General features: G+C 75.7%; 25 protein-coding genes and 1 pseudogene. 17 read left to right on the plus strand and 9 right to left on the minus strand.

The annotated features are described in order from the left end of the window. Positions 1-81 (plus strand): annotated as a pseudogene (locus tag ACGF5G_RS19220) (phytochelatin synthase); the annotation flags it as partial. A gap of 55 nt (positions 82-136) precedes the next feature. Here ACGF5G_RS19220 and ACGF5G_RS19225 read toward each other — a convergent pair. Continuing rightward, positions 137-1,048 carry an A/G-specific adenine glycosylase gene (locus ACGF5G_RS19225; RefSeq protein ID WP_393264469.1) on the minus strand — a complete coding sequence of 304 codons (912 nt, stop codon included), beginning with the start codon at positions 1,046-1,048 and terminating at the stop codon, positions 137-139. A gap of 140 nt (positions 1,049-1,188) precedes the next feature. Between ACGF5G_RS19225 and ACGF5G_RS19230 the strand changes: the two genes are divergently transcribed. The 3 genes from ACGF5G_RS19230 to ACGF5G_RS19240 all read left to right on the plus strand — a co-directional run bounded on the left by ACGF5G_RS19230 (position 1,189) and on the right by ACGF5G_RS19240 (position 3,145). Beyond that, positions 1,189-1,701, plus strand: a complete 513-nt coding sequence (locus tag ACGF5G_RS19230; protein WP_350686636.1) for an ACT domain-containing protein — start codon at positions 1,189-1,191, stop codon at positions 1,699-1,701. Next, the gene (locus tag ACGF5G_RS19235) at positions 1,698-2,282 is read left to right on the plus strand and encodes a peptide deformylase (RefSeq protein ID WP_357463450.1); all 585 of its coding nucleotides are present in this window, start codon (positions 1,698-1,700) and stop codon (positions 2,280-2,282) included. The genes ACGF5G_RS19230 and ACGF5G_RS19235 overlap by 4 nt, the downstream gene beginning before the upstream one ends. Before the next feature lie 137 nt (positions 2,283-2,419). Beyond that, positions 2,420-3,145 carry a hypothetical protein gene (locus ACGF5G_RS19240; protein ID WP_393264472.1) on the plus strand — a complete coding sequence of 242 codons (726 nt, stop codon included), beginning with the start codon at positions 2,420-2,422 and terminating at the stop codon, positions 3,143-3,145. Between the two features lie 22 nt (positions 3,146-3,167). Here the strand turns inward: ACGF5G_RS19240 and disA are convergent, their stop codons facing one another. The 4 genes from disA to ACGF5G_RS19260 all read right to left on the minus strand — a co-directional run bounded on the left by disA (position 3,168) and on the right by ACGF5G_RS19260 (position 7,754). Beyond that, entirely contained in the window at positions 3,168-4,349 is a 1,182-nt protein-coding gene (gene disA / locus ACGF5G_RS19245; RefSeq protein WP_393264474.1) for a DNA integrity scanning diadenylate cyclase DisA, read from the minus strand. A gap of 143 nt (positions 4,350-4,492) precedes the next feature. Continuing rightward, positions 4,493-5,941, minus strand: coding sequence for a DNA repair protein RadA (radA, locus tag ACGF5G_RS19250; RefSeq protein WP_393264476.1), 1,449 nt, complete (start codon positions 5,939-5,941; stop codon positions 4,493-4,495). Between the two features lie 90 nt (positions 5,942-6,031). Next, positions 6,032-6,775 (minus strand): hypothetical protein, encoded by a 744-nt coding sequence (locus ACGF5G_RS19255; protein WP_393264479.1) that lies wholly within the window; start codon positions 6,773-6,775, stop codon positions 6,032-6,034. 139 nt (positions 6,776-6,914) lie between these two features. Continuing rightward, positions 6,915-7,754, minus strand: coding sequence for a UbiA family prenyltransferase (locus tag ACGF5G_RS19260; protein WP_393264482.1), 840 nt, complete (start codon positions 7,752-7,754; stop codon positions 6,915-6,917). 45 nt (positions 7,755-7,799) lie between these two features. Between ACGF5G_RS19260 and ACGF5G_RS19265 the strand changes: the two genes are divergently transcribed. The 4 genes from ACGF5G_RS19265 to ACGF5G_RS19280 all read left to right on the plus strand — a co-directional run bounded on the left by ACGF5G_RS19265 (position 7,800) and on the right by ACGF5G_RS19280 (position 11,826). Then, positions 7,800-8,645 (plus strand): methyltransferase domain-containing protein, encoded by an 846-nt coding sequence (locus ACGF5G_RS19265; protein ID WP_393264484.1) that lies wholly within the window; start codon positions 7,800-7,802, stop codon positions 8,643-8,645. Between the two features lie 43 nt (positions 8,646-8,688). After that, a complete protein-coding gene (locus ACGF5G_RS19270; protein WP_393264487.1) occupies positions 8,689-9,855 on the plus strand; it encodes an acyl-CoA dehydrogenase family protein in 1,167 nt (388 codons plus the stop codon). Positions 9,856-9,958: 103 nt separating this feature from the next. Continuing rightward, complete coding sequence (locus tag ACGF5G_RS19275; protein WP_393264488.1) at positions 9,959-11,008, plus strand: type III polyketide synthase; 1,050 nt, start codon at positions 9,959-9,961, stop codon at positions 11,006-11,008. Positions 11,009-11,046: 38 nt separating this feature from the next. Continuing rightward, a complete protein-coding gene (locus tag ACGF5G_RS19280) occupies positions 11,047-11,826 on the plus strand; it encodes a hypothetical protein (RefSeq protein ID WP_393264491.1) in 780 nt (259 codons plus the stop codon). Between the two features lie 59 nt (positions 11,827-11,885). On the opposite strand, the gene ACGF5G_RS19285 is transcribed toward ACGF5G_RS19280, so the two are convergent. Further along, on the minus strand, positions 11,886-12,581 hold the full coding sequence (locus ACGF5G_RS19285; RefSeq protein WP_393264494.1) for a hypothetical protein: 696 nt from the start codon (positions 12,579-12,581) through the stop codon (positions 11,886-11,888). A 326-nt stretch (positions 12,582-12,907) separates the two neighbouring features. On the opposite strand from ACGF5G_RS19285, the gene ACGF5G_RS19290 reads away from it, so the two are divergent. The 4 genes from ACGF5G_RS19290 to ACGF5G_RS19305 are packed head-to-tail and all read left to right on the plus strand — an operon-like array spanning position 12,908 to position 15,680. Further along, complete coding sequence (locus ACGF5G_RS19290) at positions 12,908-13,393, plus strand: CarD family transcriptional regulator (protein WP_007073334.1); 486 nt, start codon at positions 12,908-12,910, stop codon at positions 13,391-13,393. Positions 13,394-13,449: 56 nt separating this feature from the next. After that, a complete protein-coding gene (gene ispD, locus ACGF5G_RS19295) occupies positions 13,450-14,145 on the plus strand; it encodes a 2-C-methyl-D-erythritol 4-phosphate cytidylyltransferase (RefSeq protein ID WP_357463422.1) in 696 nt (231 codons plus the stop codon). Between the two features lie 16 nt (positions 14,146-14,161). Further along, entirely contained in the window at positions 14,162-14,644 is a 483-nt protein-coding gene (ispF, locus tag ACGF5G_RS19300; RefSeq protein ID WP_393264496.1) for a 2-C-methyl-D-erythritol 2,4-cyclodiphosphate synthase, read from the plus strand. A 10-nt stretch (positions 14,645-14,654) separates the two neighbouring features. Continuing rightward, a complete protein-coding gene (locus ACGF5G_RS19305; RefSeq protein WP_393264499.1) occupies positions 14,655-15,680 on the plus strand; it encodes a tetratricopeptide repeat protein in 1,026 nt (341 codons plus the stop codon). Here ACGF5G_RS19305 and ACGF5G_RS19310 read toward each other — a convergent pair. Beyond that, a complete protein-coding gene (locus tag ACGF5G_RS19310) occupies positions 15,677-16,843 on the minus strand; it encodes a homogentisate 1,2-dioxygenase (protein WP_393264501.1) in 1,167 nt (388 codons plus the stop codon). The two genes, ACGF5G_RS19305 and ACGF5G_RS19310, sit on opposite strands and share 4 nt — an antisense overlap. A gap of 95 nt (positions 16,844-16,938) precedes the next feature. On the opposite strand from ACGF5G_RS19310, the gene ACGF5G_RS19315 reads away from it, so the two are divergent. The 5 genes from ACGF5G_RS19315 (at position 16,939) to ACGF5G_RS19335 (ending at position 21,538) form a co-directional block, all read left to right on the plus strand. Further along, positions 16,939-17,850, plus strand: coding sequence for a hypothetical protein (locus ACGF5G_RS19315; RefSeq protein WP_393264504.1), 912 nt, complete (start codon positions 16,939-16,941; stop codon positions 17,848-17,850). A 151-nt stretch (positions 17,851-18,001) separates the two neighbouring features. Further along, positions 18,002-19,201, plus strand: coding sequence for a fumarylacetoacetase (gene fahA, locus ACGF5G_RS19320; protein WP_393264505.1), 1,200 nt, complete (start codon positions 18,002-18,004; stop codon positions 19,199-19,201). A 234-nt stretch (positions 19,202-19,435) separates the two neighbouring features. Continuing rightward, positions 19,436-19,645 (plus strand): DUF397 domain-containing protein, encoded by a 210-nt coding sequence (locus ACGF5G_RS19325; RefSeq protein WP_393264507.1) that lies wholly within the window; start codon positions 19,436-19,438, stop codon positions 19,643-19,645. Positions 19,646-19,747: 102 nt separating this feature from the next. Beyond that, the gene (locus tag ACGF5G_RS19330) at positions 19,748-20,221 is read left to right on the plus strand and encodes an SRPBCC family protein (protein WP_350706752.1); all 474 of its coding nucleotides are present in this window, start codon (positions 19,748-19,750) and stop codon (positions 20,219-20,221) included. A 66-nt stretch (positions 20,222-20,287) separates the two neighbouring features. Continuing rightward, entirely contained in the window at positions 20,288-21,538 is a 1,251-nt protein-coding gene (locus tag ACGF5G_RS19335) for a PQQ-binding-like beta-propeller repeat protein (protein WP_393264508.1), read from the plus strand. 330 nt (positions 21,539-21,868) lie between these two features. Here the strand turns inward: ACGF5G_RS19335 and hisC are convergent, their stop codons facing one another. Then, positions 21,869-22,972, minus strand: a complete 1,104-nt coding sequence (gene hisC, locus ACGF5G_RS19340; RefSeq protein ID WP_393264511.1) for a histidinol-phosphate transaminase — start codon at positions 22,970-22,972, stop codon at positions 21,869-21,871. Beyond that, entirely contained in the window at positions 22,969-23,865 is an 897-nt protein-coding gene (locus tag ACGF5G_RS19345) for an RDD family protein (RefSeq protein ID WP_393264513.1), read from the minus strand. Before ACGF5G_RS19345 ends, hisC begins: the two co-directional genes overlap by 4 nt. Between the last annotated feature and the right edge of the window lie 9 nt (positions 23,866-23,874).

Below are 23,874 nucleotides of genomic sequence, written 5' to 3' on the forward strand. Positions count from 1 at the left end.
GCCGACCCCGCCCAGGCCTCCTACTGGATCACCACCGAGGCCCTCGCCGACTGGATCGCCACCCGCGGCTACGCCGCCTGATCCCACCACCACCACCAACGACAAGGGCCGGCCCCGAACGGGGCCGGCCCTCTCGTCATGCCCCGAGGCGCACGCCGGGGACCGGTGGGCCGTCGCCGACGAGGCGGAACGACGATTCGCCCACCGGCTCCACGAGGCCGTCCCCCACCAGCCCGGTGAGCGCCCGGGCCCGCTGCACGTCGTCGGCCCACACCTGGTCGAGACGCTGGTGCGGCACCGGGCCGGTCGCCTCCCGGAGCACGCCGAGGAGCAGCCCGCGCACCTGGCGGTCCGTGCCGGCGTACCGCTGGGGGCGTCGGCTCGGGCCGGCGGGGGCCTCCTGGCCGGACGCCCGCCAGGCGCAGACCGCCTCGACGGGGCAGCTTCCGCAGCGGGGCGAGCGGGCGGTGCAGATCACCGCACCCAGCTCCATGAAGGCCGCGCTGGCAAGCGCGGCGGCGGCCGGCTCGACGGGCAGCAGTTCCTCGGTGGCCACCAGATCGGCCGGACGGGTGGCCGGGCCGGCATCCGGCTCGCCGGCGATCGCCCGGCAGACCACCCGCCGTACGTTGGTGTCGACCACCGGGTGTCGCTGACCGTACGCGAACGCGGCCACCGCCCGGGCCGTGTACGTCCCGACGCCCGGCAGGGCCAGCAACTGGTCCAGCCGGTCCGGGACCTGACCGCCGTGCCGCTCGACGATCGCGACGGCGCAGTCCCGCAGCCGTACCGCCCGGCGGGGGTAGCCGAGCCGTCCCCACATCCGGATCGCCTCCGCCGGTCTGTCCGCCGCGAGCGCGGCCGGGTCGGGCCAGCGGTCCAGCCACGCCGCCCAGGCGGGCAGCACCCGCACGACGGGCGTCTGCTGCAGCATGACCTCGCTGACCAGGATCGCCCACGGGGTGACGTCGGGCTTCCGCCACGGCAGGTCGCGGGCGTTCTCCTCGTACCACCGGCTGACCAGGGTGGCGAAAGTGGGCTCAGACATCGCGCCGCCGATGATGTCACGCGCCGCGCCCCCGACGCGGCGCGGGCGGCGGGCTCGCGGCTCGGCCGTACCGTCCCGCTGGCTGGGCGACCTGGGCGGGGCGCTGCGGCGGCGCGCGGCGGATCGGGCAGAATGCCCGGATGAACGAGCTCGCGATCACCGTCATCGGCCGGGACCGGCCGGGCATCGTGGCCGACGTCGCCGAGGTGCTCGCCCGGCTCGGCGCGAACCTCACCGACAGCACGATGACCCGGCTGCGGGGGCACTTCGCGATGACCCTGGTCTGCGTGGGCCCGGCCGCCGCCGACGTCGAGGCCGCGCTCGCGCCGCTCTCCGCCGACGGCCAGCTGCTGGCGACCGTACGCGAGGTCACCCCCGACGGCGAGACGGCTCCGGCCGGCGAGCCGTACGTGATGGCGGTGCACGGCGCGGACCGGATGGGCATCGTCGCGGCGATGACCCGCGTGCTCGCCGACGCCGGCGGCAACGTCACCGACCTGAGCACCCGGCTGACCGGGTCGCTCTACGTGGTGGTCGCCGAGGTGGACCTGCCGCCCGGCACGGCCGACGAGGTGGCCGGCCGGCTCGCGTCGACCGCCGCCGACCTGGGTGTCGGGGTGACCCTCCGCCCGGCCGACCCGGATCTGCTGTGACCGGCGACGAGCGCGCCCCGGAGAGCGAGGCGTACGCCGGCCTCGGCGACTGGACCCCGGAGTCACTGGACGCGCCGGGGGAGGTGCGGCCGGTGGTGTCCGCCCCCGACCAGGTGCTCAGCCGGCACGGCGGCGAGGTCGACCCGACGGCCGAGGAGACCGTACGCCTGGCGGCCGACCTGGTCGCCACCATGCGGGTGTCGCCGGGCTGCGTCGGGCTGGCCGCCCCGCAGATCGGCGTGGGCGCGCAGGTCTTCGCGGTCGACGTGACCGGCCATCCGAAGGCGGTCACCGTGCACGGCACCTTCGTGCTGTGCAACGCCCGGGTCGTCGAGGCGAGCCGGTGGAAGGTGGCCCGGGAGGGGTGCATGTCGGTGCCCGACCTCACCGGCGACGTGAAGCGGGCCAGCCGGCTGGTGGTGGAGGGCGTGCTGCCCGGCAGCGGCAAGCCCGTACGGCTGGTGACCGACGGGTTCGAGGCGCGGGCCCTGCAGCACGAGATCGACCACTGTGCGGGTCTGCTCTTCCTGGACCGGGTTGCCGGCGCCCACGCCATCTACCAGCGCAAGGTGTATCTCTGACCCGCGCCCCTGGGTCGCCGGCGGGACACCGTCGGCGGACATGACCGTCGCATGTGGAAGGTGGGAACGGTGAGCTGCGGACACCTCGGCGCGTCGCGCCGGGCTGCCGAGCCCCGCGCCGCTACGGTGGGGGCATCATGCGTCTGACGGTCGGCCCCCTGCCACCCGCCGTTTACTGGCGGCGTCGCGCCGTCGTGCTCGGAGCGGGGCTTCTCTTCCTGATTGTCCTGCTCTATTCGTGCACCGGTTCGGACCGGAAGGCCGACAACAGCGGCGACGCGCAGCCCGCGTCGGGCGCGACGTCGCCCGGTGCGACACCGGGACCCACCGGCCCGGTGCTCAGCCCGCAGACCGGCGGGCCCTCGCCGGGCGCGTCGGGCGACCCGGGCGCCGCCGACCCGTCGGGTGGCCCGACCACCACCGACACGCCGCCGGCGGCGCCGGTCGTGCCGGCCGCCGGCGACGGCGCCTGCACGGACGCCGAGATCACCGTGACGCCGGTGGCCCTGCCCGCGTCGGTGGTCCGCGGGGCCGTGGTGGACCTCCAGCTGAAGGTGAAGAACCGGTCCGAGCGGACGTGCAGCCGCGACGTCGGCGCCGACGAGCAGGAGCTGTTCATCAAGTCGGGGGCCGAGAAGATCTGGTCGTCCGACACCTGCGGCACCGGCAAGGGCTCCGACGTGCAGTCCTTCACGCCGGGCTTCGAGCGCTCCTACCAGGTGGGCTGGAACGGCCGCGACAGCAGCAAGTGCGCCAACGGGGTGGCGGCGGGCCCGAACCCGCCCGCCGGGACGTACCAGGTCTTCGCCCGGGTGGGCACCAAGCTCAGCGAGCCGGTGAAGCTCACCGTAACCGACGGCTGAGCGGCCGGCCGAGCGGCCCGGGTCAGACGTAGCGCTCCAGGATGGACGCCTCGGCGAGCCGGGACAGCCCCTCCCGGACGCCGCGGGCGCGGGCGTCGCCGACCCCCTCCACGGCCTGGAGATCCTCCACCGTGGCGCCGAGCAGGCGCTGGAGGCTGCCGAAGTGCACGACGAGGCGGTCGACCACGGCCGCCGGCAGCCGGGGCACCTTGGCGAGCAGCCGGAAGCCGCGCGGGCTGACCGCCGCGTCCAGCGCGTCGGAGGCGGCCGGGTAGCCGATCGCCTTGGCGACGGAGACCAGGTCGATCAGCTCGGTCGCGCCGAGCAGGTCCAGCTCGACCAGCGCCTCGTCGAGGGTGCGGGACTTCCGGCCGGCCGGGAGGTAGTCCCGGATGACCAGGGTGCGGTCGGCATCGACCCCGGCCATCAGCTCGTCGAGCTGGAGGGCCAGCAGGCGGCCGTCGGTGCCCAGCTCCACCACGTAGCCCGCGATCTCGTCGGCGATCCGGCGGACCATCTCCAGCCGCTGCACCACCGCGACCGCGTCCCGTACGGTGACCAGGTCCTCGATCTCCAACGCGGAGAGGGTCCCGGAGACCTCGTCCAGCCGGAGCTTGTAGCGCTCCAGCGTGGCGAGCGCCTGGTTGGCGCGGGACAGGATCGCCGCCGAGTCGTCCAGCACGTGCCGCTGACCGTTCACGTAGAGGCTGATGATCCGCATGGACTGGCTCACCGAGATCACCGGGTAGCCGGTCTGCCGGGCGACCCGCTCGGCGGTGCGGTGTCGGGTGCCGGACTCCTCGGTGGGGATGCTCGGGTCGGGCATCAGATGCACGGCCGCCCGGACGATGCGGGTGCCGTCGCTGGAAAGCACGACCGCGCCGTCCATCTTGCACAGCTCGCGGACGCGGGTGGCGGAGAACTCGACGTCGAGTGGGAACCCGCCGGTGCAGAGCCCCTCGACGACCTTGTCGTAGCCCAGGACGATCAGCGCGCCCGTGCGGCCGCGCAGGATCCGCTCGAGGCCGTCGCGCAGCGCCGTGCCCGGGGCCATCAGTGCCAGGTTGGCCCGCAGCGGGTCACCGGCACCCCCGCCGCCACCGGTCACGCTCACGCTGATCGGGCGGGCGGGCGAGCCCACGGCGCCGGTGCGGGCGTGGGGCGTCGCGCCGGCAGGCTTGGTGGTATCGCGGTCGATCGGCACGGGCACAGTCTACGGACTGCCCTGCGGTGGGTGCTGTCGTGGTTACTGTGATGTGTCGCGATGCCCCACGTCGCCCGGACCGGGGGCCGGCGGCCCGGCTGTCCGGTATCGCCCCGGCGGTCCCGTCGCCCGGCCATCGCCGCTCACTCCGCCGACGCGCGGGCGACGGCCTGGAGCGCCGACCGTACGTCGGTGACCTCGATCACGCGCATCCCCCCGGGGGTCACGCCGGTGCTCTCGGGCCCGCACCCGGTCGGCACCAGCGCGAGCCGGAACCCGAGCCGCGCCGCCTCGGCCAGCCGGCGCGGCACCGCGCCGACCCGGCGCACCTCGCCGGTGAGCCCGACCTCGCCGATCGCCACCAGGTGGGGCGCGATGGCGAGGTTGAGCCCGCCCGAGGCGACGGCCAGGGCGACCGCCAGGTCGGCCGCCGGCTCCACCACCCGGATGCCGCCGACGGTGGCCGCGAAGACCTCCCGGTCGTGCAGGGTCAGCCGCTCGGTGCGGCGCTGAAGCACGGCCAGCACCATCGCGAGCCGGGCCGAGTCGAGCCCGGAGACGGTGCGCCGGGGCGACCCGGCCACCGTCGCGCCGATCAGGGCCTGCACCTCGGTTACCAGCGCCCGGCGGCCCTCCATCGCCACCGTGACGCAGGTGCCCGGGACCGGCTCCGCGTAGCGGGTCAGGAACAGCCCGGACGGGTCGGCCAGGCTGCTGATGCCGCCCTCGTGCATCTCGAAGCAGCCCACCTCGTCGGCGGCGCCGAAGCGGTTCTTCACGCCGCGCACCATGCGCAGGGAGGAGTGCTTGTCGCCCTCGAAGTGCAGCACCACGTCGACCAGGTGCTCCAGCACCCGGGGGCCGGCGACCTGGCCGTCCTTGGTGACGTGGCCGACCAGCACGGTGGCGATGCCGCGCTCCTTGGCGACCGCGACCAGCGCGGCGGTGACCGCCCGCACCTGGGTCACCCCGCCCGACACGCCCTCGGCGCCGGTGGTGGAGATGGTCTGCACCGAGTCGAGCACCAGCAGGCCCGGCTTGACCGCGTCGAGGTGGCCGAGCACCGCGGCGAGGTCGCTCTCGGCGGCGAGGTAGAGCTGGTCGTGCAGGGTGCCCATCCGCTCGGCGCGCAGCCGGACCTGGCTGACCGACTCCTCGCCACTGACCACCAGCGACGGGCTGCCGGCCCCGGCGGCCCACTGCTGGGCCACGTCGAGCAGCAGGGTGGACTTGCCGACGCCCGGCTCGCCGGCGAGCAGCACCACCGCGCCGGGGACCAGGCCGCCGCCGAGCACCCGGTCGAGCTCGCTGACCCCGGTGGGCCGGGCCCGCGCCGGGGCGGCGCTGATGGTGGCGATCGGCCGGGCCGGCTCGGCCGGCATCCGCGAGCTGACCACCTTGCCGGAGACGGTCGGGCCGGTGACGGTGCACTCGACCACCGAGCCCCACTCGCCGCACTCGGGGCAGCGCCCGACCCACTTGGGCGGCTGGTGCCCGCAGGCGTCGCACTCATAGGCCGGTCGGGGCTCGCGGCTGGACGCCCGGCCGCGCCCGCTGGCGGCGCGCGGGGACGTCGATCGGGAGGTGGTCACATTGGGACGTTAGTCCCCGCGTACGACGAAGACACCGCCGGCGTGGTGGTCACCACGCCGACGGTGTCGTCGGAAACAGCGGGCGGAGGGTCAGTGGCCGCCGCCCTCGTTCTCGTCGTAGCCGCCCAAACGCTCGACGATCTGCGACGGGGGCGCGGCCGGGGTGAGCGGCACGGCGACCGGCGCCGGGCCGGTGACCGTGTTGCCGTTGCCGAAGTCGAAGGTCAGGATGACGTTCTGCCCGGAGCGCAGCGCCTCGTTCAGGCCGATGAGCTGGAGGACGCGGTCGGCCTCGGTGTTGAGCTGCACGTAGCTCAGCGGCGGGATCTCGATCCGGGCCGGCTGGCCGGCGGGCGAGGCCGGGCTCGCCGGGGCCGACGGGCTCTCAGGGGCGCCGGGGCTGACCGACTCCGACGGGCTCTCCGAGGCGCCCGGGCTGGCCGACACCGACTCCGACGGGGTGGGCGACGGGGACTCGGACGGCGACGCCGACGGGCTGGCCGCGGCCCCCTTACCGGTGATCACGACCTCGCGGGCGCTGTCGGTGGTCACGGTCACGGTGACCGGTTCCTTCGAGTCGTTGTAGATCACGGCGTTGAGGACGGCGTTGGCGCCCGCCTTGTAGCCCTCGACGCCCGGGAACTCGACCAGCAGGCCACGGACCGCGTAGTCGCCGTTGCGGGCGGAAAGGTTGACGCCCTGGACCGACGGCTCCTTGTTGGCGGTCTCGGCGATCTGGCCGGCGCCGCAGCCGGACAGCAGCAGCCCGGTCGCCGCGGCCAGCCCGGACAGCAGCAGGGCCGCCCGCCGGGAACCCCTGATCGAGCGCGTCACGTCGGTCCTCCTCGTCACGATCCCACCCGGTGCTCACGCCGGGCACGGTGGCCATGCCCGCGCAGACCGCGCTCCAGGGTAGTTGGGCCTGATCCGCCCCCGCACGCCGACCCGGGAATGCCACTCCCCGGGGCGGACCTCAGACCAGCCGCCCGTTCGTGACCAGCAGGACGACGTCGATGAGGGCGATCAACATGACGGCCCGGAACGCGGCCACGGGCCGACCTCCGGCCCGGGCGGCGCCGCGCCCGCCGTACCAGCTCAGGGACGGCACCACGACGGCGGCGGCGACCGCGGCCACGCCGACGCCCGACGGCCGCCCCGGTGGCCCGAGGACCAGGGTGGCGGTCGCCGCGAGCAGCAGGCCGGCGGCGGCGGCGCGGCTGCCGGTCGGGCCGAGCCGGTGCGGCAGCCCGCGGACCCCCGTCCGGGCGTCGTCGGCCAGGTCGGGCAGGACGTTGGCGAAGTGCGCCCCGGCGCCCAGGCAGGCCGCGGCGGCGACCAGCCAGACCGGCGGGGCCGGCGCCCCGGGCAGCGCCAGCACGACGAAGGCGGGCAGCGACCCGAACGACACCGCGTAGGGCAGCACCGACACCGGGGTCGACTTCAGCGGCCAGTCGTAGAGCAGCGCGGAGACCAGCGCGACGGTGACGCAGAGCGCGGCGGCCGGGCCCGTGGCCAGCGCCAGCGCCGGGGTGGCGAGCGCGGCCACCGCCGCGGCCACGGCCGTGGTGCGCCGGCCCACCGCGCCGGTGGCGACCGGTTTGTCGGTACGCCCCACCGTGGCGTCCCGGTCCGCGTCGAGTGCGTCGTTGGCCCAGCCGACGGCGAGTTGGCTGGCCGCCACGGTGAGCGCCACGGCCAGGACGCCGGCCGGCCGGTGCCCGGCGCCCCAGGCGAGCAGCCCGGCCACGGTGGTGACCGCGGCGGCCGGCTCCGGGTGGCTCGCCCTGACCAGCCCTAGCACCGTTGACGACATGAGGAAAGTCTGGTCGTTACCGGGCAGTCGTGCCACGCTCGGTCCATGCGAGACGCGGGCCGCACCCTGCCGCGCAACGATCCGCGCCAGTACGACGACCTGGCCGGCGAGTGGTGGCGTCCGGACGGCGCGTTCGCGATGCTGCACTGGTTGGCCGAGGCGCGTGCCGCACTCGTGCCGCCGGCGTCCCGTCCCGGCGCCCTCCTGGTCGACCTCGGCTGCGGCGCCGGGCTGCTCGCCCCGCACCTGGCCGGCAAGGGCTACCGGCACGTCGGCGTCGACCTCACCCGGTCGGCCCTGGCACAGGCAGCCGCGCACGGGGTGACCGCCGTCAACGGCGACGTCACCGCCGTCCCGCTGGCCGACGGCTGCGCCGACGTGGTCGCCGCGGGCGAGATCCTGGAGCACGTGCCGGACTGGCGGCGGGCGGTGGCCGAGGCGTGCCGGCTGCTCCGCCCTGGTGGCCTGCTCGTGCTGGACACGCTGAACGACACGGCGCTGAGCCGGCTGCTGGCCGTCCGGATCGCCGAGCGGCTGCCGACCGTGCCGAGGGGCATCCACGACCCACGGTTGTTCGTGGACGCCCGGGCGCTCGTCGCCGAGTGCGCCCGGCACGGCGTCCGGCTACGGCTGCGGGGGATCCGGCCGGGCGTGCCCGGGCTGCTCGGCTGGCTGGCCCGCCGGGTCGGGGCCGCCGGTCGTGCCCACCGTGCCGACGCCGACCGTCCGGGCGCGACCGCCGCCGACCGGCCCGCCGCGCCCGCCGCCGTCCACCCGGGCGGCACTGTGGTCGGTCGTCCGCGGCCGACGGTGGCCGGCGCGGCGCCCCGGATCGTGCCGACCTGGTCGACCGCCGTGCTCTACCAGGGGCGGGGCACGCGGAGCGGATAGCGGAACGGGTCCCTGGGTAGGACAGGGCCGAGGAGGGGGCTGTATGACGCTGCACGCGCTGGAGGCGGCTCGCCGCCTGGCACCGAGGCTGGCCGCCCGGGCGGCCGAGCACGACCGCGACGGCTCGTTCCCGGTCGAGGATTTCCGGGATCTGCGCGAGGCCGGGCTGTTCGGCCTGATGGTCCCCACCGAGCTGGGCGGAGCGGGCGCCACCTTTGCGGAGTACGCGGCGGTCGCCACCGAGCTGGCCCGGGGCAACGGGGCGACGGCCCTGGTGTTCAACATGCACGCCTCGGTCACCGGTGCCCTCGGCGCGGTGACCGAGGAACTGGCCGAGGCGCTCGGCGTGCCGGACGTGGCGCTGGCCGCCCGGGACCGGCTCCTCACCGCCGCCGCCCAGGGCTCCTGGTACGCGGTGGCGATGAGCGAGCGCGGCGCCGGCGCGCGGCTGTCCCAGCTCAGCACCGTCTACGAGCCGGTCGACGGCGGATACCACCTCAAGGGCAGCAAGACGTTCTGCTCCGGGGCGGGGCACGCCGACGGCTACCTGGTGGCCGCCCGCAGCGCCGTCGACCAGTCGGTGGTCTCCCAGTTCCTGGTGCCGGCCGGGGACGGGCTGACCGTCGAGCCCACGTGGGACTCGCTCGGCATGCGGGCGACCTCCTCGCACGACCTGCACCTGGACGTGACCGTGCCGGCCGACCGGCTGCTCGGCGGCGTGGAGGGCCTGGCCCTGGTGGTCGCCCAGCTCATGCCGCACTGGCTGGTGGCCAGCTACGCCGCCGTCTACGTCGGGGTGGCCCGGGCGGCGGTCGACGCGGCGGCCGAGCACCTGAACGCCCGCAACCTCGCCGGCCTGCCGGCCGTCCGGTCCCGCCTCGGCCGGGCCGACGCCGCCGTGGCGGCCGCCCACCTGGTGGTCGCCGAGGCCGCCCGGCGGGTGGACGAGGCGCCGGGGGACGCGGAGACCAACCGCTGGGTGTGGCGGGCCAAGCTGCTCGCCGGCACGACCGCCGCCGACGTGGCGGCGTCCGTGCTGGAGGCGGCCGGCACCTCCGCCACCCGGCGGGGGCATCCGCTGGAGCGGCTCTACCGGGATGCCCGCTGCGGCTCGCTGCACCCGGCCACCTCGGACGTCTGCGCCGACTGGCTGGGCATCGCCGCGTTGGGCGGCGACCCGGACCGCGACGGATCGGTCCCTCGTTGGTGAGCGTGGGAGGTCCGTCGGGGCGGCGGACGGAGCGGCCCCCGGCACGGGGGACGGCGGCGGGGCGGGCTGCCCGCTGCGCAGGGCCGGACGAGAGGTGGGCATCGTGGCCGTACCGGTGATCGCGGGGCTGGGGACGGCACACCCTCCGTCGGCGGCGCAGGACGAGTTGTGGGACGGCTTCTTCTCGAAGCACTTCGCCGGCAGCACGCGGGCGCTGGCGCAGCGGATCTTCGCCCACTCGGGGGTCACCCGCCGCCAGGCTGCGGTCAACCCGCTGCTGGAGGACGTCTCCGACTGGCCGACGGAGCGGCGGATGCGCCGCTACCAGGTCGAGGCGCTGCCGTTGGGCAAGGAGGCGGTGGGCCGGGCGCTGACGGCCGCCGGCCTGGCCGCGGGGGACGTCGGGCTCTTCGTGGTCTGTTCGTGCACCGGGTACGCCACCCCGGGGCTCGACATCCTGCTCGCCCGTGACCTGGGCATGGCCCCGGACACGCAGCGCATGTTCGTCGGCCACATGGGCTGCTACGCGGCCCTGCCCGGGCTGGGCGCGGCGAGCGACTTCGTGACCGCCCGCGGCCGGCCGGCGCTGCTGCTCTGCGCGGAGCTGACCAGCCTGCACATCCAGCCGTCCAGCGCCCGGGTGGACACCCAGCAGATCGTCTCCCACGCGCTCTTCTCGGACGCCGCGGTCGCCACCGTGGTCGTCCCCGGGGGCCGGGGGTACGCCCTGCGCGAGGTCACCTCGGTCACGGACACCTCCACCGCCGACCACATGACCTGGGACGTCACCGACACCGGCTTCCGGATGGGGCTGTCGCCGAAGGTGCCGCAGGTGCTCTCCCGGCACGTCCGGGGCCTGGTCGACGACCTGCTGGCCCGGCACGGCGCGACGCTGTCCGGGGTGGACGGCTGGGCGGTGCACCCGGGCGGCCCGCGCATCCTCAACGTCGTCGAGCGGGAGCTGGCCCTGCCGCCGGAGGGGCTGGCGGCGTCCCGGGCGACGCTGGCCGAGCACGGCAACTGCTCGTCGCCCACGGTGCTGCTGATCCTCGACCGGCTGCGCCGGGCCGCGTCGCCGCCGCGGCGGGTGGTGATGCTGGCGTTCGGGCCGGGCCTGACCCTCTACGCCGCGCTTCTCGAACGGCAGGACTGACAGCGACGCCGCGGGCGCGCCGAGGTTACCCTCTGGTAATGGACGCGGAGGCGGCAGACCGGCCGTGGACAGAGGCGGATGGCCCGCGCGCCGGGGCGGTCCGGGAACCCGCGGCGGCCGGCGACCGGCTGCGCGCGGCGGTGCTGGCCGGGTCGGCCCTGACGGCTCTGGTCGCCGGGGGCTGGTGGTGGCAGACCAGCGCGCCGGTCACCGGCCCGGCGGCCGGCGCGCCGGCCCCGTCCGCGCAGAGCCGGTACGTGCCCGGCAACGGTGACGCCATCGTCTCCTCGATGGTGACCGTCGACGGTGAGGGGGGCGTCTCCGTCTGGGCCCTGCCCGGCGACCGCGACGGCGGAGCCACCGTCCAGGTCGATCCGCGCACCGGTGCCGCGTTCCGGGTCGAGCCGCGTACTGGTGCCGCGTTCCGGGTCGACCCGCTCACCGGTGCCGCGTTCCGGGTCGACTCCGGCGGGCGGGCCGGCGTCCGGGTCGATCCCGAGGCGCCTCGGCTCGGCCGCCTTCCGAACACGATCTGGCAGGAGCGGGCGACGCTCGGCCGGGAGAACGGTCGGGTGGTCAAGCAGGCCGCCGGTGAGGCTGCCACCCGCTTCCTGCTCGAGTACCGCTGCACGGGGCCGGGTGAGCTGCTGGTCGTGCTCGAGCGGGTCAGGGCCGCCGTTCCCGTCCCGACGGTCGGGTGCGACGGGTCGATGGTGTCGATCGAGCTGACCGCCGCGGGCGGGCCGTTCCGGGTCTCGCTGTCGACCGCCGACGCCGAACCGCTCCGCGTGGACGCGCAGCTGGTCGGCCTGCCCTGACCGCCGGTGCCCCGGTGCCCCGGTGCCGCCGGGCCGCCGGGGAGACGTCGGGCGCCGGGTCAGGCGGCGAGGCCGGCCAGGTCGGCGCGGTAGTCCTCGGCGGAGCGCACCTCGGGCACCACCGTGACCAGCATCCCGGCCCGGTCGACCAGCAGCGCGGCGGCGACGCCGGGGCGGGGCGGCAGGTGCAGGAACGCGCGCAGCCCGCCCGCCGGGTCGGCCAGCGGTCGTACGGTCGCCCCGGCGGGCGGCGGCGAGACGCGTACGGGCCGGTCCCCGGCGACGGTGACGACCGTGACCCCGGCGGGCGCCAGGGCGGCGGCGGTGGCCACGTCGTCCGGGCAGGTGCACCCGTCGACCAGGATGATCATCGCGGGCAGCAGCCCGCGCAGCGGCACCGGCGACTGCCCCGCGTCGACCAGGTCCAGCGCCGGCAGCGGCCGTCCGGTCATCCCGGCCGGCGGGGCGTACGGCGCGGGGGTGGGCCCCGGGGCGGTCCGGCCGGAGCGGGGCCAGGTGACCGTCATCAGGCCGGCGACCGTGGCAAGCACCGCCACCAGCAGGACCAGCAGGGGCAGGGTGAGCGGGGACCGGGCGACCCGGCGGGGGCCGCCGTGACCGGCCCGCGCGCGCAGCTCGCGGCGGACCTGTTCGGCCTCGGCCGCCAGGGCGGAGGCGTCGTCCGGCACGACCACCCGGCCCCACTCCGGCGGCAGGTCGGGTAGTTCGGGGCCGTCTGCGTCGGGCTTGCCCATCGGACCCCCAGGACGTCTCGGTGAGCGGACAGCGGCTCGACCTCCAGCGTCCCGCACGGGCTCTCGTACCGCTACACCTGGGCGCGTACGCGGGCGGCGGGATACCATGGGAGGAGCGCATAGCCCTTGATCTCGACGTTCGCGTCACTCGTACCGGCCCGTCATCCACAGGTTACGGAGCGTGTTTGAATCATCGGTTTGATGGTCTGTCAAGCCGAAGAAATACCTCTCACAGGGCCTCTGAGCTGCGCCAACGGTCAGGACAGCGGTGAGACATCGGTGCCTGAGCGTGTTACCCTAGACACAGCGAAAGGGGTTTCGAACCTATGGTTTTCAGTGTCGGCGAGACCGTTGTTTACCCCCACCACGGGGCCGCACTCATCGAGGCAATCGAGACTCGGGTCATCAAGGGCGAGCCTAAGCAATACCTCGTCCTGAGGGTCGCGCAGGGTGACCTGACGGTCCGGGTGCCCGCCGAGAACGCCGAGATCGTGGGTGTGCGCGAGGTGGTCGGCGAAGAGGGCCTCGGCAAGGTCTTCGACGTGCTCCGTGCACCGCACACCGAGGAGCCGACCAACTGGTCGCGGCGTTACAAGGCGAATCTGGAGAAGCTGGCCTCGGGCAACCCGTTGAAGGTCGCCGAGGTCGTCCGCGACCTGTGGCGCCGGGAGCGGGAGCGGGGCCTTTCCGCGGGCGAGAAGCGCATGCTCGCCAAGGCCCGCGACATTCTCGTCGGCGAGGTCGCGCTGGCCGAGAAGAGCACCAAGGACGAGGCGGAGACGCTGCTCGACAAGGTGCTCACCGAGGCCTAGTCCCCGCAGCATCGTCGTACCCGATTCGTAGCGAAGAAACCACCGAGGACCGCGACGTGACCGCGCAGCTCAATCCGTGCGGTGACGTCGCGGTCCTCGTGCCTGCGGCCGGTGCCGGCGTACGCCTGGGGCCCGGCCGGCCCAAAGCCCTGCGCCTGCTGGCGGGGGAACCGCTGCTGGTGCACGCCGTCCGCCGGCTCGCCGCCGCGCCCTCGGTGCACACCATCGTCGTGGCCGCTCCGGCCGCCGAGGTGACGGCCGTCCGCGACCTGCTCGGCCCGGTCGCCCCGGTGACCGTGGTGCCCGGCGGCGCCGAGCGGCAGGCCTCCGTGGCCGCCGCCCTCGCCGCCGTGCCGGCCGGCCCGGAGATCGTCCTCGTGCACGACGCCGCCCGGGCGCTGACCCCGCCCGACCTGGTGGAGTCCGTCGCGGCGGCCGTCCGCGCCGGGCACGACGCGGTGATCCCCGTGCTCCCCGTGGTCGACACGATCAAGGAGGTCGGCGCCGGCGAGGTCGTCCTCGGCACCGTCGACCGTTCCGCCCTGCGGGCGGTGCAGACCCCGCAGGGCTTCCGCCGGGCGGTGCTGGCCGCCGCGCACGCCGCCGCCGGCGACCCGCTCACCGACGACGCCGGCCTGGTCGAGAAGCAGGGCGTCCCGGTGCTCTGCGTCCCCGGCTCGGAGTACGCGCTGAAGGTCACCCGCCCGTTCGACCTGGCGCTGGCCGAGCACCTGCTGGCCGCCGGCGGCTGACGCGTACCCTCGTCGCATGATCGTTCCCCGGGTGGCCATCGGCACCGACGTGCACGCCTTCGAGGCGGGCCGGCCGTGCTGGGTGGCCGGTCTGCTCTGGCCCGACGAGGACGGCCTGGCCGGGCACTCGGACGCGGACGTGGCCGCGCACGCCGCCTGCAACGCGCTGCTCTCCGCGGCCGGCCTCGGAGACCTGGGCGCCAACTTCGGGGTGGGACAGCCCGAGTGGGCCGGCGCGTCGGGCGTCGCGCTGCTGGCCGAGAGCGCCCGCCGGGTACGGGCCGCCGGCTTCGCGATCGGCAACGTGTCGGTGCAGGTGATCGGCAACCGGCCCAAGATCGGTCCGCGCCGCGAGGAGGCCCAGCGGGTGCTCTCCGAGGCGGTAGGCGCGCCGGTCACCGTCTCCGCGGCCACCACCGACGGCCTCGGCTTCCCCGGGCGCGGCGAGGGCCTCACCGGCATCGCGGTGGCCCTGGTGTACGACGCTCCGGCCGCCTAGGCTCGCCGCGATGTCCAGCGACGCCACCTCCGACCGGTCCGCCGCCGACGGCTACCTCCAGCGCGCCCATCTCCTCGCCGAACTGGGCCGCTACGACGAGGCCGCCGCCGAGGTCTCCTACGCGGTCGCCCTGGACCCGGCGAACGCCGAGGCCCTGACCATGCTGTCCCGGGTCCACCTCGCGGCCGACCGGCCCAAGGAGGCGCTGACCGCCGCCGACGCCGCGGTCGCCGCCGCCCCGGACAGCGTCCCGGCGCTGGTCGCCCGGGGACTGGCCCTCGGCGACCTGGAGGAGTACGCGGAGTCGGCCCGTACCGCCGACCGGATCCTGGCGCTGGGTCCCGACGACGCGTACGCCCAGCGCAGCGCCGCGGCGATCCTGGCCGGCTCGCGCAACGGGCAGCCGGCGCTGAACGCGGCCTGGCGCGGGGTGGAGCTCGCCCCCGAGAACCCGCAGGCACATCTGGTGCTCGGGCTGGTGGCGGCCAACATGCAGCTGTTCGACCTGGCCGAGCGGGCCTACCGCGAGGCGCTGCGGCTGGACCCGCAGCTCGCGGAGGCCCGGCACGACATCGGGGTGCTCCGGCTGGAGCAGCGGCGCTGGAGCGAGGCGCTGGAACACCTCGCCGAGGCCGCCGCGATGAGCCCCGGCCGGGTCGACTCCGGCCGCACCATCTCGACCGGCCTGCGTCAGCTCGTGGTCTACGGCGCGGGCTGGACCATGGTCACCGCCGTGCTGATCGCGTGCATGGCGCCGGGCAGCGCCGGGCTGTCCCGGTTCGCGGCGGCGTTCGCGGCGCTCGGCGGGGCCCTCGTGGTCTGGCGCTTCGCCGCCAGGCTGCCCGGCCTGACCCGGACCATCCTGCCCGGCCTGCTGCGCTCCGACCGCACGCTGGCCCTGGCCGTCTACGCGGCGGCCGCCGCGCCCGCGCTGATCCTGCTCTACGCCCTGGTCGGCACCCCGTGGCCGCTGGTCCTCGCCATCGCCACGGCCACCGCCGCCGAGCTCGCCGTTCTGTCGCGTACGACGGTCTAGGGGCGACGCGCCCAGGTCCAGGCGTAGCCGTCGTCCTCGCAGGACCGGGCGGCGTCGCAGAGGTCGAGCGGGCGGAAGGTGTCGACCATGACGGCCAGCTCGTCGAAGAAGTCGGCGCCGATCGAGCGCTCGGCGGCGCCCGGCTGGGGGCCGTGGGTGAAGCCGGAGGGGTGCAGCGAGATCGAGCCCTGCTCGATGCCGGAGCCGCGCCGGGCCGCGTAGTTGCCGCCGGTGTAGAAGAGCATCTCGTCGGAGTCGACGTTGTGGTGGTTGTACGGCACCGGGATGGCGTCCGGGTGGTAGTCCACCTTGCGCGGCACGAACGAGCAGATCACGAAGTTCGGGCCCTGGAACGTCTGGTGCACGGGCGGCGGCTGGTGGATCCGGCCGGTGATCGGCTCGAAGTCGTGGATGGAGAAGACCCACGGGTACATGTGGCCGTCCCAGCCGACCACGTCGAACGGGTGGTGGGCGTAGACGTGGCGGGTCCAGCCGCGGCGATGCCGGACCAGCACCTCCACGTCGGTCTCGTCCACCAGCAGCGGCGCGTCCGGCCCGCGCACGTCCCGCTCGCAGTACGGCGAGTGCTCCAGGAACTGGCCCCGGACGGAGAGGTAGCGCTTGGGCGGGCCGATGTGGCCGGCCGCCTCGACGGCGAGCAGCCGGACCGGCTCGTCGCCGGTGGGCAACAGCCGGTGGATGGTCGAGGTGGGGATGACCACGTAGTCGCCGGCCACCGCGTCGAGCACGCCGAACGTCGACTCGACCCGTAGGGTGCCCGACTCGACGTACAGGCAGTGGTCGCCGGTCGCGTCCCGGAACAGTGGCGACGGGCGGTCCGCCAGCACGTACGCGATCCGCACGTCGTCGTTGGCGAGCAGGTACTGCCGGCCGAGCACCGGGTCCGCGCCGGCCCCGTCGAGCTTGTGGGTGCGCAGGTGACGGGGCTTGAGCGGCAGGTTGGGCACCCGGGTGAACGCCGGCGGGGCGAACTCCTCGGCCGCCACGATCGCGGTCGGCGCGTGCCGGTGGTAGAGCAGGGACGAGTCGGAGGAGAAGCCCTCCTGGCCCATCAGCTCCTCGGCGTAGAGGCTGCCGTCGGGCTGACGGAACTGGGTGTGGCGCTTGCGTGGCACCTCGCCGACGCTGCGGTAGTACGGCATCTCGCCTCCCGGTTCGTCCCGTTCACCGATCCAACGGCGTCCGATAATCGGACGCTGTTGTCCGTTCCTCGTAGCGTCCCGTACATTCTTGTCTCGTGTCAACGCAGGTGCCCGCGCTTCTCGACGGCCTCGTCGACGACGCCGCCGTCTTCCCGCCCGGCAGCGCGCCGCTGCCCGACGCCGTCGCCGCGCACCGGCGGCACCGCGCCTCCTGGTACGCCGACCTGGTCGGCCCGCTCCTGGTCCCCGCCTCGCGGCTGCCCGAGCTGGCCGGGCTGCTCGACCCGGGGGAGGAGATCGAGGTCGGCGTCATCGGCGACGTGCCGGTCGCCCGGCTCGACGAGGCGCGGGCCGGGGTCGACCCGCGCATCCGCGTCCGGCAGGTCGAGGCCGCGGTCGCGAAGCGCGGCGAGGACCCGCTGCCGGGCCTGACCGAGCTGGTCGGGCTGGCCCGGCGGGCGAACCGGGCCGACGGTCCCGCCGCCGACGGTCCCGCCGCCGACGGTCCCGCCGCCGGCGGGCTCGCCGTCTACGCCGAGGTGCCGTTGACGTTCGGGCTGATGGGGGCGCTGGACGCGCTCGCCGCGGCCCGCGCCGAGGGGCTGCCGGTCGCGGCGAAGTTCCGCACCGGCGGGCTGGCCGCCGAGCTCTTCCCGACCCCGGCCGAGCTGGCCGCGGTGATCTGCGCCTGCCGGGACCGGGGCCTGCCGTTCAAGCTGACCGCCGGGCTGCACGAGGCGGTCCGGCACCTCGACCCGGAGACCGGCTTCACCCACCACGGCTTCGCCAACGTGCTGGCCGCGACGCTGGCCGCCGCCGAGGGCGCCGGGGTGGAGCGGGTCGCCGAGCTGCTCACCGCGACCGACCCGCGCCCGCTGGTGCAGCGCGTCGAGGACGCGCTGGCCGCCGCGCGCCCGCTGTGGGTCGGCTTCGGCTCGTGCAGCATCCTGGAACCACTGACCGATCTGATCCGGCTGGGGCTGGTGAACGGGGGCTTCGACGCATGAGCGAGCGTCAGCGAGCGAATCATCTTTGCAGGCCGGTGACGCCTCAGGGCGGCACTGCTCACGGTCCGACCCCCGGCCGAGGCCGTGTCGATGCTGCGGCATCCACCGACGCGGCCGGGGCTCGGACCGTTCGGCGCAGCGGAGGGCCGGCATGAGCTGGGTGACGGGTGCCGACGGATCGCCGTACGGGGTGGCCAACCTGCCGTACGGGGTGTTCCGCCAGGGGGAGCGCGAGCCGCGCGTCGGCGTACGGATCGCCGACTTCGTGCTCGACCTGGCCGGCGCGGAGGCGGCCGGCCTGGTGCTGGCGGCCGGCACGCTGGGCCGGCCCACTCTCAACGACTTCATGGCCCTCGGTCGCCCACAGTGGACGGCCGTCCGGCAGCGGGTGACCGAGCTGCTCACCGACGCAGCCCACCGGCCGGCGGTGGAGCCGCTGCTGGTGCCGCTGGACGAGGTGCGGATGGTGCTGCCGTTCGACGTGGCCGACTACGTCGACTTCTACTCCTCCGAGCACCACGCGGGCAACGTGGGGCAGATCTTCCGCCCCGGTCAGCCGCCCCTGCTGCCGAACTGGAAGCACCTGCCGATCGGCTACCACGGCCGGGCCGGCACGGTGGTCGTCTCCGGCACCCCGGTCGTGCGGCCCAGCGGGCAGCGGGCCACCGCGCAGGGCCCGGTCACCGGCCCGTCCGTACGCCTCGACATCGAGGCCGAGGTCGGCTTCGTGGTCGGCGTGCCCAGCCGGCTGGGCACGCGGGTCCCCGCCGACGGCTTCGCCGACCACGTCTTCGGCGTGGTGCTGGTCAACGACTGGTCGGCCCGGGACATCCAGGCCTGGGAGTACCAGCCGCTCGGCCCGTTCCTGGGCAAGTCCTTCGCCACCTCGGTGTCCGCCTGGGTGACCCCGCTGGACGCGCTCGGCGACGCCTTCGTCCCCGCGCCCGACCAGGACCCGCCGGTCGCCGACTACCTGCGCGACGTGCCGCACCTCGGGCTGGACCTGCGCCTTGCGGTGGAGTGGAACGGTGAGCGCGTCAGCGAGCCGCCGTTCGCCACCATGTACTGGACGCCGGCGCAACAGTTGGCCCACCTGACCGTCAACGGCGCCTCGCTGCGCACCGGCGACCTCTACGCCTCGGGCACCGTCTCCGGGCCGGAGCGGGGGCAGGTCGGCTCGTTCCTGGAGCTGACGTGGGGTGGGGCCGAGCCGGTGAAGTTCGCCGGGGGCGAGACCCGCACGTTCCTGGAGGATGGCGACACGGTGAGCATCACGGCCACCGCGCCCGGCCCGGACGGCACCACCATCGCCCTGGGCGAGGTGACCGGGACGGTCACCGCCGCGCGCTGACCTGCCCGCCGACGGGCGCGCGAACGGCCGGCGTCACCTGCGCCAACCCGTCCCCGCCCACCTCCGCGCACGACGGACCCCGGTCGCACAGATGGTGCGACCGGGGTCCGTCGTTTCCCCGTTGATCGTCGCGGATTCCGTCGCCATGCCGCGCCGGGCCGAGCCGGACGCCTCCTTTTCCGGTCCCGGTCCCGGCCGCCGGCGGGCGTCCCGACGACAGGAAAGGTGACGACGATGAACGATCTCCCGGGCGCGGTCTGGCGTACCAGCAGCCGCTCGAACGACCAGGGCCTCTGCGTGGAGGTGGCGGACAACCTGGTCGACGTCCTCGGTGTGGTGGGCGTACGCGACTCCAAGGACCAGTCCGGCCCCACGCTGGCGGTCAGCCCGCCGGGGTGGGCGGCCTTCGTGGGCGGGATCCGGGCCGGTCGGTTCGGCCGCTGACCGGGCCCCGGCCCGGGATCGGGGCCTCCGGCGGCGGAATTCCGCTCCCGGGGGCCCCGTTCCGCGCTCACCCGGCGTACCGTCGACGCCACGGGAGGTGGCATGTCGACGGTGGCGGTCACGGAGTTCGTGGAGGCGCACGACGCCGACCTCTGGCGGCTGCTGACCGACCTGACCACCCGCACCCGGCGCTTCACCGGCCCGGTGGAGGTGCTCACCCCCGGCGCGTTCGGCCCGGGCACCGCCTGGCGGGAGACCCGTTCCCAGCCCGACGGCACGGCGCTGGTCGAGGAGTTCGTCGTCATCGAGGCCGAGCCGCCCCGGCGGTTGGTGCTCGGCTCACGGGGCGCCGGGGTGGACTACCGGATCACCTGGACGCTGCGCCCGGTCGAGCGGCGTCGCCGCGGCTGCACCGCCGTCACCGTCGAGCAGGAGGCGGTGCCGACCGCCCCGTACGGCCGGGTGGTCGCGCTGCTGCTCGGCGGGCTGGCCGCCCGGGCGGTCGAGCGCGCCCTGCGGCAGGACCTCGCCGACCTGGCCGCGGCGGCGGCCACCGGCACCGCCGAGGCGGCCTGAGGGCGCGCGGCGACCTGACAGGGCCCTGACCGGCCCCGCTGGGTAGGGTGCCGGGCGGAGGTGCGCATGGGGTTCCCGAAGGGCCGGCGACGGATCGTGGTGGCGGTCGCGGCGCTGCTCGCCACCGCCGCCGTCGCGGCGACGGTCCACCGGGTGCTCGCCCCCGCCGAGGTCAGCACGCCCGCCCGGGGCGCGTACCCGCCGGCCGCCGCCGCGGCCGTCGGCGTGGTCGGCCGGCTCCCGGTCGCCCCGCTGATCGTGGACGGCCGGCTGCGGGTCTACGCCGCCCACCGCCAGATCTACGCCGACCGGCCGGTCGGCGGCCGGCACCGGACCACCCCGTACTGGTCATACCGGCGGTGGCCGGCGGAGCTGGACGGGGTGGTCGCGAGCGGGACGACGGTGGTCAGCCGTTGGTCGGACGGGCGGCTCGTGGCGTTGGACGCGCGTACCGGCCGGGTGGCCTGGGAGGCGGCGGGGCCGGCGCCGGTCGGGGAGCGGACGGTTCGGCGCACCGGCGCGGCCACGGTCTGGGATCCCCGAGGTGTCTTCGTCGCCCGGGCCGCCGACGGCCGGCAGGTGGTGGTGGCGACGGGCGTGGGTGCCCGCGGCATCGACCTGGCCGACGGCCGTGAGCTCTGGCGGGCCGACGCGGACCCCGGCTGCCGGGAGGCGGTCGGCACGACGGCGTCGGGGCAGCTGATCACCGTGGACGCGTGCGCGGGTCCGGCCGTGGTGGAGTTCCGCGACGTCGCGACCGGCGTGGTCGGCGTCCGTTGGCGGCCGCCCGGGGCCGGCGACGAGCTGGTGGCGACGCCGGTGGGCTGCGGGACCGGCCGGGTCGGGTGCACCGCCCTGCGGACCGCCGCGCCGGGGGAGGACGCGGGCCGGGGGTGGCTGGTCGGCGACGGGGAGCCGGTCCCCGTCCCCGCCCTGGACCGGCCGGACGCCGAACTCGTCGACGGGACGGCGGTGGCGGTGGTCGACGGGGTGCCGGTCGCCCGTTCGGCCCGTACCGGCGCGGAGCTGTGGCGCCGTCCCGACCTGCCGGCGGCGCGGCTGATCGCCGTCCAGCCCGGCCGGGTGCACCTGCTGACCGAGACGAACGACCTGGTGACGCTGGACCCGGTGACGGGGGCGCAGCGGTCCTGGTTCGCGTTGAACGCGGGCTCGGACGGGATCGGCTGGGTGCCCGGCGCGGCGTACGCGGCGGACGGCTTCGTGGCCGTGGAGCGGCTCCGCGAGCCGGTCGACCCGACGGGGGACGATCAGCGCTACTACCTCACCTCGGAACCGGTGATCCTCGCCGCGACGTGAGGACGCCGCCCGCCCGGCTACTCGACAAAACGGACATAAGTTACCTATAGTCCCACTTGTGCGTCTCCTGGCTGCCCTGTTGGGCGCGATCCTGATCCTGGTCACCGCCTCGCCTGCCGACGCCGCGCCGTCCGGCCGGACGGCCACCGTCCGGGTCGTCCTGGACCGCCGCCTGCCCGACGGTCCCTGGTCTCCGGCCGCCAGTGCCCGGCCGCCTGAGACGTCCGGGCCGGTCCGCGGGGGGATGGCGGACCGGCCCGGTCACCGCCGGGCGCCCGACCCGGCCGGCCGACGGGCGTCCCGCAGCCGGCCGGATCGGGGCGACCCGGCTCAGGCCAGCGCCGCCTCGGCGGCGGCGAGGAAGGCGTCGTTCTCGGCCGGGGTGCCGATGGTGACCCGGACCCCGTCGCCGGGGAACGGCCGGACGATCACGCCCCGGGCCTCGCACGCCTTGCCGAAGTCCACCGCCCGGTCGCCCAGCGGCAGCCAGACGAAGTTCGCCTGGCTGTCCGGCACGTCCGGGACGAGCTTGCGCAGCGCCTCGGTCACTCGGTCGCGCTCCGCCACGACGAGGCCGCACCGCCGCTGAACCTCGTCGGCCTGGCCGAGCGCGGCGAGCGCGCCCGCCTGCGCGGCCATGCTGGTGGAGAACGGCGTGACGACCTTGCGCACGGCCGCCGCCACCGCCGGCTGGGCGACCAGGAAGCCGATCCGCAGGCCGGCCAGGCCCCAGGCCTTGGAGAGCGTCCGCAGCACGACCACGTTCGGCCGGTCGAGGTAGGTGAGCCCGTCCGGCACATCGGGGTCGGTGACGAACTCCCGGTACGCCTCGTCGATGACCACGAGCACGTCCTCGCCGACCGCGTCGAGGAACCGGTCCAGCTCGGCCCGGCGTACCGAGGTGCCGGTGGGGTTGTTCGGGTTGCAGACCAGGATCATCCGGGTCCGGTCGGTCACCGCCGCCGCCATCGCGGCCAGGTCGTGCCCGTGCCCGGCGTCGTTGGGCACCCGCACGCTGGTCGCGCCGCTGGTCGCCGCGATGATCGGGTACGCCTCGAAGGAGCGCCACGAGTAGAGCAACTCGTCCCCGGGCAGGCAGGTGGCCCGGACGAGGTGCTCGGCCAGCGCCACCGAGCCGCAGCCGGTGGCGATCCGGTCGGGGTCCACGCCGTACCGCTCGGCCAGCGCCTCGCGCAGCGCGACCACGCCCATGTCCGGGTAGCGGTGCACCCCGGTGACGGCTTCGGCGACGGCCTCCACCACGCCGGGCAGCGGCCCGTACGGGACCTCGTTGCTGGCCAGCTTGATCGCCTCGGGGAGCCCGAGTTCGCGGGCCAGGTCGGCCGGGCTGCGGCCGGGCACGTAGTTGGGCAGCGCGTCCAGGTCGGCGCGGGTCAGCCGCAGCGCCGGCTGGTGGCGTCCGGTGTCGGTCATGGGGTGTCTCCCGAGGGGTCGGTGCGGTCCGGGGTGGTCCGGCGGGTGCGGGGTAGTTGGACCACCACGGTCTGCGCCCGCTTGTCGTGCAGGGCCTGGCGCAGCGGGTGGTCGAAGAGCGGGGAGAGCGCGTCGACGAGCTGGAGCAGCAGGCCGAGGCCGCAGCAGTACCACAGCAGGGTGGGCAGGCCGAGGGTGTTCCACCGGCGCAGCGCCCGACCGAAGCCGAGCGGCTCGTCGGCGGCCACCGGGAGCACCTTGATGCCCACCACCCGCTTGCCGAAGGTCTGCCCGCCGGCGGCCGTCGTCGGCACCTCGTACGCGAGCCAGAGCGCGGTGGCGATCAGCAGGATGACGACCTGGAGGCCGCCGGCCTGCTCGCTGGGCTGCGGCAGCCCCTCGGTGGAGGTGTCGCCGGCCAGCGCCCGCCGGAACACCTCCCGCCAGTACGGGGTGACCTCCTCGACCAGCCGCCACACGAACCAGCCGTTCACCACGGCGTTCAGGGCGAACACGATGGCGAAGTCGATCAGCCGGGCGACCAGCCGGGCGCCGAAGCCGGCCAGCGGGAGCCCGTGCGGGCGGGGCTCCGGCGGCCGTCCCGGCCAGTTCCCCGGCGCCCAGCCGGGCGGCGGCCCCTGCGGATGACCGTGGCCCCCCGGCGGCTGCCACGGGTACGGCTGCCCGGGGTGGGGTTGCCGGCCCGCGGGCGCGCCCGGCGCGGAGACCGGTGCCGCGGGCGGCGTCGGGGCGGGCGCGGGCGCGGGCGGCGGTGGTCCCTCGGGCGGGGTGGCGTCGACGGGGATCGGCGCGCCGATCCAGCCCTCGCCGTCCCACCAGCGTCGGGTGTCCGGATCGGCCGGGTCGACGTACCAGCCCGGTTCGACGCTCACGGCCTGGCC

The organism is Micromonospora sp. NPDC047730 (assembly GCF_043204765.1).
Taxonomy (GTDB): domain Bacteria; phylum Actinomycetota; class Actinomycetes; order Mycobacteriales; family Micromonosporaceae; genus Micromonospora.